The sequence below is a fragment of the Streptomyces sp. SM11 genome (genome assembly GCF_002910905.1).
Lineage (GTDB): Bacteria > Actinomycetota > Actinomycetes > Streptomycetales > Streptomycetaceae > Streptomyces.
Genome location: NZ_NEUE01000298.1, coordinates 1 through 12,892, shown reverse-complemented (window position 1 = coordinate 12,892; position 12,892 = coordinate 1). Strand labels below are relative to the sequence as shown.

General features: G+C 74.3%; 6 protein-coding genes. 3 read left to right on the top strand and 3 right to left on the bottom strand.

Going from position 1 to position 12,892, the window contains the following annotated elements; translation table 11 throughout:
- Positions 1-10: 10 nt before the first annotated feature.
- A complete protein-coding gene (locus B9S58_RS33195; protein ID WP_103535608.1) occupies positions 11-1,198 on the bottom strand; it encodes an amidohydrolase in 1,188 nt (395 codons plus the stop codon).
- A 136-nt stretch (positions 1,199-1,334) separates the two neighbouring features.
- Here B9S58_RS33195 and B9S58_RS33190 point away from each other — a divergent pair, with 136 nt between their 5' ends.
- From B9S58_RS33190 to B9S58_RS33180, 3 genes are read left to right on the top strand one after another with little or no spacing between them, the layout of a single operon-like run.
- Positions 1,335-8,738: a non-ribosomal peptide synthetase gene (locus B9S58_RS33190; RefSeq protein ID WP_103535607.1), complete on the top strand. Its 7,404-nt coding sequence runs from the start codon at positions 1,335-1,337 to the stop codon at positions 8,736-8,738.
- A gap of 5 nt (positions 8,739-8,743) precedes the next feature.
- The gene (locus B9S58_RS33185) at positions 8,744-8,947 is read left to right on the top strand and encodes an MbtH family protein (protein ID WP_103535606.1); all 204 of its coding nucleotides are present in this window, start codon (positions 8,744-8,746) and stop codon (positions 8,945-8,947) included.
- Positions 8,944-10,416, top strand: a complete 1,473-nt coding sequence (locus B9S58_RS33180; RefSeq protein WP_103535605.1) for a DHA2 family efflux MFS transporter permease subunit — start codon at positions 8,944-8,946, stop codon at positions 10,414-10,416. Before B9S58_RS33185 ends, B9S58_RS33180 begins: the two co-directional genes overlap by 4 nt.
- A 105-nt stretch (positions 10,417-10,521) precedes the next feature.
- Here the strand turns inward: B9S58_RS33180 and fes are convergent, their stop codons facing one another.
- Positions 10,522-11,823, bottom strand: coding sequence for an enterochelin esterase (fes, locus tag B9S58_RS33175; RefSeq protein WP_103535604.1), 1,302 nt, complete (start codon positions 11,821-11,823; stop codon positions 10,522-10,524).
- Positions 11,820-12,892 (bottom strand): iron chelate uptake ABC transporter family permease subunit (locus tag B9S58_RS33170; RefSeq protein ID WP_146063600.1); only part of this gene is annotated, 1,073 nt, incomplete at its 5' end. The genes B9S58_RS33170 and fes, both read right to left, overlap by 4 nt.

Here is a 12,892-nt window from a genome sequence, read left to right as displayed (position 1 = left end):
CGGCGTGCCGTCAGCCGGACGTGCGGGCCGCGGTCCGGGCGGCGGCGAAGTCGGCGGCCGTCCACGCCATGCCCACCGCCCCGTCGAGCAGCGCCTGTTCGGCCGCCGGGGAGACGGCCGCCTCGGCGAACGCGGCCTCGTGCGGGCCGCAGGCTCCCCCGCTGATGTCGAGCACCGGGTGGATGGACGGCACCACGTGGGAGACGTTGCCCATGTCGGTGCAGGCGAACGGCGGGCGCTCGACGGGTTCGGCGCGGCCGAGCTCGCGGGCGTTGGCGGTCCAGATCCGGATCAGTTCCGGGTCGCCCCGGAAGTCGAGGTAGTCGGGCTCGGGGCGCTCCAGGGTCACTTCGCAGCCGGTGGCAAGCGCCCCGGCGCGGAAGCAGTCCTCGACCCGCTGCCGCAGCTCCCGCAGGTCCTCGGCGGCAAGTGCCCGGATCTCGTACGTGGCGGTGGCCCGGTCGGGTATCGCGTTGGGTACGGTTCCGGCGGCGGTGGTGATGCCGTGCACCCGCCACTGCGGGGGCAGTTGCTGGCGCAGGAGCCCCAGGGCGACCTGGGCGACGGTCAGCGCGTCGGCGGCGTTGCGGCCCTCGTGCGGGTTGAGGCTGGGATGCGCGGCGCGGCCGGTGTAGGTGACGTCGAGGGTACCGAGCGCGAAGGAGCGGAAGTCGGCCATCTCGAAGGGGCAGGGGTGCACCATCATCGCGGCGTCCGCCCCGTCGAACGCTCCGGCGTCCAGCAGCAGCGCCTTGCCCGCCCCGCGCTCCTCGGCGGGAGTGCCGATGACCCGTACGGTCAGGCCGAGTTCGTCCGCGTGGGGGGCGAGGCCGAGGGCCGCGCCGACCCCGGCGGCTGCGATGAGGTTGTGCCCGCAGGCGTGGCCGAGGCCGGGCAGGGCGTCGTACTCGCAGGCGATGGCGACCGTGACGGGGCCGGAGCCGACCGTGGCGCGAAACGCCGTGTCCAGGCCGTGGGCGGGGGCGGTGACCTCGAAGCCGTGTGCGGCGAGGAGTTCGGAGCAGAGCACGGCGGCCCTGTGCTCCTCGAAGGCGGTCTCGGGCTCGGCGTGCAGGCGCTGGCTCAGGTCGAGCAGGGCCGGGGCGTGGCCGCCGACCGTCTCCCGCACGGAGGCCCTGAGCACACGGATCCGCTCGTCGGTCCGCGTCTCGGGGTGTGGGGATGCGGGGACGGTCATGGGCGCTCCTTGGTTCCGGACCGCTCCGGAGCGGTCGCCTGCACTGCTCAGAATAGGTTAACTTAGCCTTACCTAAGTGTGCACCGAGGGCCCGATGGCCCGGTGTCCGTTGTCCTTCAGGGGAGTCGTCACACCCATGCATGAGCGTCCGAACCGCCCGACCAGCTCTTCGGCAGCGCACATTGGCAGCGCGCCTTCCCCCGGACTCCCCCTCCTGACCGCCCAGTCGGGCATCTACTACGCACACCAGCTGGCCCCGCTCGGCACCGAACTGAACACGGCGGACTGCGTGGAGATCGACGGGCCGCTGGACGCGGACCTGTTCGTGGAGGCGCTGGGACGGGCGGTGGGCGAGGCGGAGACCCTCGCCCTGCGCGTGTCCGAGGCCGACGGCGTACCGGTGCAGCGGGTCGTGCCCGCCGCCGAACCCGTCGTGCACCGGCTGGAGCTGACGGAGGACCGGGCCGAGGCGTGGATGCGGGAGGACCTGGCCCGGCCGGTGGACCTCGCCGCCGACGGCGCACTGATGACGCAGGCACTGATCCGGGTCGGCGAGGGGCGCCACCGGTGGTACCAGCGGGTGCACCACATAGCCGTCGACGCCTACGCCCTGGCCCTCATCGGGCAGCGCGTCGCCGAGCTCTACCGGGCGCTGGTCGCCGGACAGCCGCTGCCCGGGGGCCGGTTCGCCCCGCTGAGCGAGCTGACCGGCGAGGAGTCGGCCTACCTGGCAGGTGAGGAGTACGCGGCGGACCGGGCCTTCTGGTCCGCGCGGATGGCGGACTCCTCCGTCGCCGAGCCCCACCGCTCCCCTGCTCTCCCGGCCGCGCCCGAAGTCGGCCTGTTCCACCGGACCACCGACCTCCCCGCCGAGACCCTGGAGCGGCTGTCCGGGGCGGCGCGTGCGGCGAAGGCGACCTGGGCCGAGCTGGTGGTGGCCGCGACCGCCGGTCATCTGCACCGGCTCACCGGCTCCGAGGACATCGTGCTGGGCCTGCCGCTGACCAACCGGCGGGGGCCCGCGGCGCTGCGGACCCCGGCCATGACCGTGAACGTACTGCCGCTGCGGATCGCCGTGCGCCCGGGGGACACCGGGGCCGAACTCCTGCGCCGCGTGGTGCTGGAGATCCGTGCGGTCCGCCGCCACCAGCGCTATCCGCAGGCCGACCTGCGCCGCGATCTGGCCCTGGAGTCGGCCGACGCCCCGCTGACCGGTCCGATGGTCAACCTCAAGCCGTTCGACGGCGCCCTGGACTTCGCCGGGATCACCGGCACCGTGCGCAATCTCGCGGCCGGACCCGTGGAAGGGCTCGCGGTCGGCGCGGCCCCCGGACCGGACGGAGGCCTGCGGCTCACCCTGGACGCCAACCCCGCCGCCTACGGGCCGGAGGACCTCGCCGCCCACGAGGACACCTGGCTGCGCTATCTGGACGGCCTGACCGAGCTGCTGCTGACCGACCCGGAGCGGCCGATCGGCACCCTGGACCTACTCACCGCCGAACAGGTGCGCGAGGCCGTGACGTACGGCCGCACCGAGCCCGCCGCCGCACTCACCCTCCCCCGGTCGTTCACCGCGCAGGCGGCCCGGACGCCCGACACCGTCGCCGTGCGCTCCACGGTGGCGGGCACGTTCCGGGGGGAGAGCGCCGAGGCCGGCGGCACGGAGACGGGCACGGGTGCGGACGCGCCGGAAACCGCCGCCGAGTCCGGGGCCCGGCTCACCTTCGCCGAACTGGACGCCGCTTCCGACCTCCTGGCCCACCTGCTGACCGGCCTCGGCGCGGACAGCACAGTCGTGGCAGGCGGCACCGGCGGCACGGTGGCGCTGGCCCTGCCCCGGACCGCCGACATGGTCGTCGCGCTGCTGGCCGTACTCAAGGCGGGCCGGGTCTGCCAGCCACTCGACCTCGGCCACCCCGCCGCCCGGACCCTGGCCGTCCTGGAGGACGCGCGGCCGCTGTGCGTGATCGGCACGGCGGCGACGCTCGCCGCGCTGCCCGACCACGGGCTGCCGACCGTCGCGCTCGACGCCCCGGCCACGGCCGACGCCCTCGCCGCCTGCCCCGACGGGCCGCTGCCCATCGGGCCCGCGCTCGCGGACCCCGCCTACCTCATCCACACCTCCGGGTCCACGGGTCGCCCCAAAGGCGTCCTCGTCAGCCACGCCTCGCTCGCCAACCTCTGCGCCGGGCACGGCACGGACCACATCGCCCCGGCCGTCGCCCGGACCGGCCGGGAACGCCTGCGGGTCGCGCACAGCGCCTCGTTCGCCTTCGACGCGTCCTGGGACCCGCTGCTGTGGATGGTCCACGGACACGAGCTGCACCTGCTGGACGACGCCGCCTACCGGGACCCCACGGCCCTCACCGCGTACGTCGGCGCGCACCTGGTCGACTATCTCGACGTCACCCCCTCCTACGCCGAGGCGCTCATCGCCGAAGGCCTGCTGGACGAGGGCCGCCACCACCCGGCCCATCTCGTGGTCGGCGGGGAGACCGTCCCCCCGGCCCTGTGGGAGCGGCTGACCGAGGCCGGGGCCGTGCACCCGGTCAACCTCTACGGGCCGACCGAGACGACGGTCGACGCCTACTACTGGGTGCCCGGCCACTGTGCCGCCCGGCCCGACGGCCGCCCCGTGCGCGGTTCACGCGTCTATGCCCTGGACTCCTCCCTGCGTCCGGTGCCCGCCGGTGTGACGGGTGAGCTGTACGTCGCCGGGGCCTGCCTGGCCCTCGGCTATCTGGGCCGCCCCGACCTGACGGCCGAGCGGTTCGTCGCGGACCCGTTCGGCGCGCTGCACGGCGACTCCGGGGGCCGGATGTACCGCACGGGGGACCTGGTGCGCCGCCGCGAGGACCACACGCTGGAGTTCCTCGGGCGCAGCGACGACCAGGTGAAGATCCGCGGCTTCCGGATCGAACTCGGCGAGATCCAGGCCCGGCTGGCCGCCCACCCGCAGGTCGCGGCGGCCGCGGTCATCGCCCGGGAGACCGGTCACGGCAAGCGGCTGCTGGCCTACGCGGTCCCGGTGCGGACGACGGGGGGCGACCCGGCCGCCGGCACCGCGCCGCCCACCCCCGCCCAGCTCCGCGACCATCTGGCCGCGGCCCTGCCCGAGCACATGGTCCCCGCGACCGTGACGCTCCTGGACGCGCTGCCCCGTACCGCCAACGACAAGCTCGACCACCGCGCCCTGCCCGACCCCGAACCGGTCCCGCTCGCCGGAGGCGACCCGGACAGCGCCGGCGGCGGGCCGCACACCGAGATCGTGCGCGGGCTCTTCGCCGACGTGCTCGGTATCGCCGAACCCCCGGCCGCCGACGCGGGCTTCCTCGACCTCGGCGGGCACTCGCTGCTCGCCGCCCGGCTGGCCGCCCGCCTCCGGGAGCACTTCGGCGTGCCGATGGGCATCGCCGACGTCTTCCGGCACCCCACGTCCGGCGCCCTGGCCGCACTGGTCCGCACCCGCAGCGGCGCGGCCACCACGTCCGTCCCGCTCTCCCCCGTACCGCGCACCGGTCCCCTCCCCCTGTCCCCGGCCCAGCAGCGACTGTGGTTCCTCCACCGTCTCGAAGGCCCCAGCCCCACCTACAACATCCCGCTCGTCCTGAGCGTCAACGGCCCGCTCGACCACGACGCTCTCCAGCTCGCCCTGCACGACCTGGCAGAGCGTCACGAGACACTACGAACGGTATATCCGCCCACTGACAACGCCTCCGGAAGAGCCGTCGACGGCGATGCGGTCGGCATCCCCGACGACACCCCCCGCCAGCGGATCCTCGCCCCCGACGACCCGGCGGGCCGCCCTGTGCTGCATCTGGCGGAGCCGGGCAGCGATCTCACCGAGGCCGTGCGTCACTGCTTCGACCTCGCCACCGAACCCCCGCTGCGCACGGTCCTGTTCAGCGAGTCGCCGGACCAACACACCCTGCTCATCCTGCTGCACCACATAGCGGGCGACGGGGCCTCCACCACTCCCCTGTCCCAGGATGTGGCCACCGCCTACACCGCCCGCGTCGGCGGCCGCGCACCGGAGTTCACGCCGCTGAGCGGCCAGTACGTGGACCACGCGGCCCGGCTCCAGGAGCTCCTGGGCACTCCGGCCGAGCCGACCACGCTCGCCGAGACCCAGCTCGCCCACTGGCGCGAGGCGCTCGCCGGGCTGCCGGACCAGCTGGAGCTGCCCACCGACCGGCCCCGGCCGCCGGTGGCCACCTCGACGGGCGACACCGTGCCCTTCGCCCTGGACGCCACCGCGCACGAGGCGCTGCGCCGGCTCGCGCGGGCGCACGGGGCGACCGTGTTCATGACCGTGCAGGCCGGGCTCGCCGCCCTGCTGACCCGGCACGGCTGCGGCACCGACATCCCCCTCGGCACCCCCGTGGCGGGCCGCGACGACGAGGCCACGGCCGGGCTCGTCGGCTTCTTCACCAACACCGTGGTCCTGCGCACCGACACCTCCGGCGACCCCGCCTTCGGCGATCTGCTGGACCGCGTGCGGACCACGACGCTCGCGGCGTACGAGCACGACGCGCTGCCCTTCGACCACCTCGTCGAGGCGCTGAACCCGGCGCGTTCGCTGGCCCGGCACCCGCTGTTCCAGACGATGCTGGCCTGGCAGTCGATCGCGGACGGGCCCGTCTCCCTGGGCCCGGACACCACCGCGCGGCTGACAGCCGTGCCCTCCGGCACCGCGAAATTCGACCTGACCCTGAACGCGGGCGAGCTGCCCGGCGGCGGGATCGGCGGCTTCCTGGAGTTCCGCACCGACCTCTTCGACCGGTCGACCGCCCAGGCCCTCGCGGACCGGCTGTCCCGGCTGCTCACCGCGGCGGCCGAGCGGCCCGCAACGCCGATCGGTCTGCTCCCGGTCCTCGGCGACGACGAGGTCCACCGCGCCCTGGTCGAGGCGAACGGCGACAGCCACGACCGGCCGGTGCCGCTCACGCTCGCCGAGGTCTACGGGGTCGCGGCGCGCCGGCATCCGGAGCGGGTGGCGGTGAGCTGCGAGGGCGCGTCACTGACGTACGGCGAACTGTCCTCCCGGGCCCAGTCGCTGGCCCGGCTGCTGGCGGCCCGAGGGATCGGTCCCGGTTCGATCGTGGCGCTCGCGCTGCCGCGCTCGACGGACCTGGTGGCCGGGCTGCTCGCGGTGTCACTGGCGGGCGCCGCGTATCTGCCGATGGACCCCGACTACCCGGCGGACCGGCTCACCTACATGCTGGACGACGCCCGTCCGGCGGCACTGATCACGGACGCGGCGACGGCCGAGCGGCTGCCCGCGCACGATCTGCCGCTGATCACCGTCGAGGAGGCGGCAGGGTTCCCGGACGGTCCCCTCGGCCAGGCGGACCGCACCCGGCCGCTGAGCCCGGCGGACCCGGCGTACGTCATCTACACCTCGGGGTCCACCGGCCGGCCCAAGGGGGTCGTGGTCACCCAGCACAATGTGACGCGGCTGCTGACGGCGACCGAGCACTGGTTCTCGTTCGGGCCGGACGACGTGTGGACGCTGTTCCACTCCTACGCCTTCGACTTCTCGGTGTGGGAGCTGTGGGGCGCGCTGCTGTACGGCGGTCGGGTCGTCGTCGTCCCGTACGCGACCAGCCGCGACCCCCACGCCCTCCTCCGGCTGCTGGCGGACGAGCAGGTGACCGTCCTCAACCAGACGCCGTCCGCCTTCTATCAGCTGGCCGCCGCCGACCGGGAGGCTCCGGCACACGAACTGGCGCTTCGGTACGTGGTGTTCGGCGGCGAGGCGCTGGAGCTGGGGCGGCTCGCGGACTGGTACACGCGCCACCACGAGAACGCACCGAAGCTGGTCAACATGTACGGCATCACCGAGACCACGGTCCATGTCTCGTATCTGGCGCTGGACCGGGCGACGGCCGCCTCCGCGGTCTCCAGCACCATCGGGGTGAACATCCCCGACCTGCGCGTCTACGTCCTGGACGACCGGCTGCGGCCGGTACCGCCCGGGGTCACCGGGGAGATGTACGTCGCAGGCGAGGGGGTGGCCCTCGGCTATCTGGGCCGCCCGGACCTGACGGCGGGGCGATTCGTCGCCGACCCGTTCGCACAGCTCTTCGGGGAGAGCGGGCGCCGGATGTACCGCTCGGGCGACCTGGCCCGGCGGCGCGTGGACGGCACGCTGGAGTATTTCGGCCGGGGCGACCAGCAGGTGAAGATCCGTGGGTTCCGGATCGAACTCGGCGAGATCGAGGCGGTGTTGGCCGACCGACCGGAGGTCGCCGATGTGGCGGTCGTGGTCCGTGAGGACATACCCGGTGACCAGCGGCTGGTCGGCTACGTCGTCCCCTCGCCCGGCACGGACCCGGCGCCGGCCTCGTTGCGCGAGCACGCCGCCGCCGCGCTGCCGGTGCACATGGTGCCCTCGGCGGTGGTGGTGCTGGAGCGGCTGCCGCTCACCGGCAACGGCAAGCTGGACCGTAAGGCACTGCCCGCGCCGGGCGCGCCGGTGAACGCCGGTGGACGCGCGCCGCGCACGGTCCGCGAGGAGCAGCTCTGTTCGGTCTTCGCGGAGGTGCTGGGACTGCCGTCCGTCGGGGTGGAGGGCAACTTCTTCGACCTGGGCGGCCATTCACTGCTCGCGGTGCGCCTGGCCGGGCGGATCAGGTCGGCGTTCGGTATCGAGGTGTCGATCGGCACGGTGTTCCAGGCTCCGACGCCCGCCGCGCTGGACACGGCGCTGGACGTCTCGCGCGAGGCGGATCCGCTGGATGTGCTGCTGCCACTGCGGCCCGCCCGCCCCGGCGACCGCGCCCCGGTCCACTGCGTGCACCCGGCGGGCGGTCTGAGCTGGTGCTACGCCGGTCTGATCCGCCATCTGCCCGCCGATGTACCGATCTACGGACTCCAGGCCCAGGGCGTCGGCGAGGCGACGGCGGACGAGCCGCTGCCGACCACCCTGGAGGAGCTGGCCGCGCACTACGGCTCCCGGATCCGCGAGGTCCAGCCCGAGGGCCCCTACCGGCTGCTCGGCTGGTCGACCGGCGGGATCATCGCGCACGCGGTCGCGGCGGTCCTCCAGGAGGCGGGTCACAAGGTGGAGTTGCTGGCGATCCTGGACGCGTACCCCGCCGAGGGCTTCCGGGGCCTGCCGGTGCCCGATCGGGCCGAGGCCCTCGAATCGCTGCTCACCATGGGCGGTTACGGCCCCGAGAGCCTCGGGGACAAGGAGCTGAACACGGCGAACGTGGTGGAGGTGCTGCGCCGCGAGGGCTCCCCGCTGGCCACGCTCTCCGCCACGAGGATCGAGGCGCTCGGCGAGGTGTACCTCAACACCAACGATCTGGTGCGGGCCTACGACCACCGGGTGTTCCGGGGCGATGTGCTGTTCTTCCGGGCCACGGTGGACACCATCGACGACACCCTGACGCCGGAGACCTGGACCCCGTACGTGAGCGGGCGCATCGACAACACGAACGTCGCCTGCTCCCACAAGGACATGACCCTGCCCGAACCGATCGCGCACATCGCGCGCGTGGTCGCCGACCGACTGACCGAGCTGGAGAAGTGACACCGATGAGCGACGCATCCGCCAACCCCTTCGACGCGGAGGGGGAGTTCCTGGTCCTGGCCAACGACGAGGGTCAGCACTCGCTGTGGCCGCTGTTCGCGGCGGTGCCGGAGGGCTGGACGACGGCTCACGGTCCGTGCGCCCGGCAGGAGGCGCTGGACTGGATCACCGCGCACTGGGACGGCCCCGTAGCCGCCACCGCGCGGTGAGCGGGCTGCTGATCCGGCCCCGGATACGCCCCCGGGTCGCGGTCGTCCTCGTCTACACGGCCGCGATGTGCATGAACGGCCTGGACTCGACGATCGTGAACCCGGCGCTGTACACGATCGCGGGCGACTTCGGTCGTCCGCTGTCGGCGGCGAACACCGTGGAGACGGCCTTCCTGGTCGCGCTCGCGGTGGGGCTGCCGGTGGCGGGGTGGCTGGGCGACCGGTTCGGGACGAAGCGGGTGTTCCTGGGCGCGCTGGCCGCGTTCACGATCGCCTCGGCCGTCTGCGGTCTGGCGCCGGACCTCAGCACACTGGTGGTGGCGCGGGCCGCGCAGGGCCTGGCGGGCGGGTTGTTGACGCCGGTCGGGATGACGCTGCTGTTCCGGGCGTTCCCGCCGCACGAGCGGATGAAGCTGGCCAAGGTGCTGATCGTGCCGACGGCTCTGATGCCCGCGCTCGGTCCGCCGCTGGGCGGGCTGCTCACCGAACACCTCTCCTGGCACTGGCTGTTCTTCGTGAACGTGCCGATCGGTGCGGCGGCGGTGCTGCTGGGCGTCTTCGGCCTGCGCGAGCATGTCGAGGGCCCCGAGGGGCGGTTCGACACCGTCGGCTTCTGGCTGGCCACTCCGGCACTGGGTCTGCTGACGTACGCGCTCGGCTTCGGCCCCTCGCAGGGCTGGTCCCGGCCCGCCGTCGCCGTCAGCGCCGTCCTGGGCTCCGTTCTGCTGGTGGCGGCGGTCCTGCACCAGGTGCGGGCGAAGACACCGTTGCTGAAACTGCGGCTGCTCGCCGACCGGGTGTACGGGTCGGCGTCCGCGCTGGCCGGGGTGACCGCGGCCGGGCTGATGGGCGTGTTGTTCGTCTTCCCGCTGCTCTACCAGGCGAGCCTGGGTGCGTCGGCGCTGGACGCCGGGCTGAGCGTGTTCCCGGAGGCGGTCGGGCTGATGCTGGCCTCGCAGGTGGTGGACCGGCTGCTGCCGAGGCTCGGCCCCCGGCTGCTGACCGTGCCGGCGCTGCTGGTCGCGGCCGGGGTCTTCGGGGCACTCGCGATGCCCGGGGTGGCGGAGAACGCGTGGAGCGTGCGCGGGCTGATGTTCCTGATCGGTCTGGTGCTGGGGACGGCGGTGCTGACCGTGCAGATCTCCGGGTTCGAGTCGATCGGGCCCGCCGACATGGGCCAGGCGATGGGCCTGTTCCAGATCGTCCGCACGCTGGGCGGTGCGCTGGGGATCGCCGCCTGTGCGGCGGTGATCGGGGGCGGCCACGTCACGGAGGCCGCTGATCCGGGCCCGTACCGTACGGCGGTCTGGGTGACGGCGGCGCTCGTCGCGGCCGGGGCGCTGATCGCGCTGCGGCTGCCGCGCGAGGCCCCGCAGCCGCCGCCGTTCGACGACGAGGAGGAGGAGGACGGGCCGCCCGGCCCCGGCGCGGGCCTGGCGGCGGACGAGGTGCCGGCCGTCAAGGGCTGAGGCGGCACGACGCCAGACGGCAACAGCAAAGGGGCGGGGCGGTATCCGGAAGGGGGATGCCGCCCCGCCCCTTGCCGTCGCCGGGAGCGGGGTCACGGAGGGGGCTCAGCGTCCGCCGAGCAGTTCCGCCAGGCCTTCGGCCAGGCCGCCGCGCCAGCAGGCGTAGTCGTGGCCGCCGTTGAACTCGCGGTAGCGGACGTCGTATCCGCGGGCGCGCAGCACATTGCGGAACCTGCGGTTCTCCGCGAGGAGCATCCATTCCTGGAGGCCGACCTCCAGGTGGAGGGTCACCGGCCTGCGTTCCGCACGGGCGTACTGGCCGGTGAGCCACTCGCTGCCGCGTTCGTCGTCGGGCCACCAGAAGGAGCCGGACTGGGAGAGGGCGAGGCCGAAGCGGTCGGGCCGCTGGAAGGCGGCGAACGCGGCGGTGAGTCCGCCCGCGCTCTGCCCGGCGACGACGGTCCGTGCGGCGTCGGCCCCGGCCCGGTACTCCTGCTCCGTCCAGGGCAGCAGGGTGTCGGCGAGCCAGTCGACGAACGGGGCGCTGCACGCCAGGTCTTCCATGCGCCGGCCCATGGTGTCGACCAGGACCGCCACGGTGGGCGGCAGACCCCCGTCGGCGTGCAGGTTGTCGAGGATGTCACCGACGCCGAGGACCGGTCCCCACATCTCACCGTCGAGAAGCACGGCGAGCGCGTACGGGTCGCCGTCCGGGCGGTGCCCGGGCGGCAGGTGGACCGAGATCCGGCGGCCGTCGACCTCGGCGTCCAGCGTTCGCCCCCGGTCCACGTCCTCGCGCCGCCGGGTGCGCGGCTGCGCCGGGGCTTCGGGGAGTTCGCATACGGAGGCGGGGTTGCGGCCGTCCCGGGAGGGCAGCGGGGCCCGGTCGTTGAGCGGGTCGGGTTCGGCGTGGTCGAGGACCCGGAGCCAGGAGGCCCGGTCGGCGCGCAGGGCGTCCTGGCGGGTGCCGTCGGTGGCGTGGAACTGGTACGAGGCGCGGTGGTCGGCGCGCAGCCGGTGACTGATCGCCCAGACGCCGGTGCCTTCGAGGCGGTCCATCAGATGCGGGGCGAGGTCGCCCGCGTGCCGGTCCTTGTCGGTGACCGTGTGGACCAGGGCCAGGACGTGCGTGGCGGGGCGGGCAGGGTCCTCGCGGTGGACGAAGGTGACCAGCCGGTGGCCGGGGTCGCCCTCGGGGTCGGGCTCGACGAGCGGGGCTCCGGTGGTGGTCACGTGGCGCCAGAACGCCTCCTCGGCGCCGGGCTTGCCCGCACGTACGTCCTCAAGGAGCGTACGCAGCAGGGGGCTCCGTACCGCGGTCGCCCCGGGTCCGGTCGGTGCCTCGGGTGCCGGAGGGGCCGGCGGGTTGTTGCGCGGCGGGTAGGTCACGGTCTCATTGCCTTTCATACGCGGGTGGCTGCGGAGCGGCCGAGCAGCACCCAGAGCAGGAAGGGGCCGCCGAGGACGGTGGTGACGATGCCGACGGGGAGCTCGACACCGTCGAACGCGATGCGGCCGAGGGTGTCGGCGGCGACGACGAGGACGGCCCCGGTGAGCATCGAGCCGACGAGCGGTACGCGCAGGGGGCCGGCGAGCCGGGAGGCGATGACCGGGGAGGCGAGCGCCACGAAGCCGACGGGGCCGCAGATGCCGACGGCGAGGCCGGCGAGGGCGACGGCGAGGAGCAGGGAGAGGGCGCGGACCCGGCCGGGGGCGGAGCCGAGCGAGGAGGCCGTCGCGTCGTCGAAGCGCAGGACGCCCAGGTGGCGGGCGACGGCCAGGCTGATGGGGACGAGGACCGCGAGGCCGATGAGGACGGGGAGGGCGACGGAGTAGCTGCGTCCGTTGAGGCTGCCCGAGGTCCATACGTACAGCGAGCTCGCGGAGGAGAGGGACCGGCGGGACAGGACCACCTGGGTGATCGCGGAGGCCAGCGCGGACATGGCGAGGCCGACGACGAGGACGCGGTAGCCACGTTGGCCGAGGCCGCCGGAGACGGTGGTGACGACGATGACGGCGACCAGGGCGCCGATCGGCCCGGCCCACCAGGCGCCGAAGGATCCGGTGGCGCTGAGGGTGACGGAGAGCAGGACGGCGGCGGTGGCCCCGTCGTTGACGCCGAGGAGTTCGGGGGTGGCCAGACGGTTGCGGGCCAGGGTCTGGGTGAGGCAGCCCGCGAGGCCGAGGGCGGCGCCGGCGGTGAGTCCGGCGACGATGCGGCCGAGGCGGAACTTCTGGACGAGCAGGACGTCGAAGCGGTCGCCCTGGCCGAGCACCGCGCGGAACGTGCGTCCGACGCCCATGTCGCTCTGGCCCGCGTACGCGGAGAGGACGACGGCGAGCACGAGAGCCCCGGTGAGGGCGAGGGCGGCGAGGGCGGCGCGCCGGGTGACGAGGAGGGACAGCGGGCCGCGGCGCAGGACGAGGGTGTCGGCCGGACGGACCCGCGGGGCCTTCGGGGTGCGGCGGGCGGGGC

Excerpts from the sequence above, each read along its gene's own strand:
- B9S58_RS33190 (WP_103535607.1), top strand. The coding sequence starts at position 1,335 with ATGCATGAGCGTCCGAACCGCCCGACCAGCTCTTCGGCAGCGCACATT.
- B9S58_RS33185 (WP_103535606.1), top strand. The coding sequence starts at position 8,744 with ATGAGCGACGCATCCGCCAACCCCTTCGACGCGGAGGGGGAGTTCCTG.
- fes (WP_103535604.1), bottom strand. The coding sequence starts at position 11,823 with ATGAAAGGCAATGAGACCGTGACCTACCCGCCGCGCAACAACCCGCCG.
- B9S58_RS33195 (WP_103535608.1), bottom strand. The coding sequence starts at position 1,198 with ATGACCGTCCCCGCATCCCCACACCCCGAGACGCGGACCGACGAGCGG.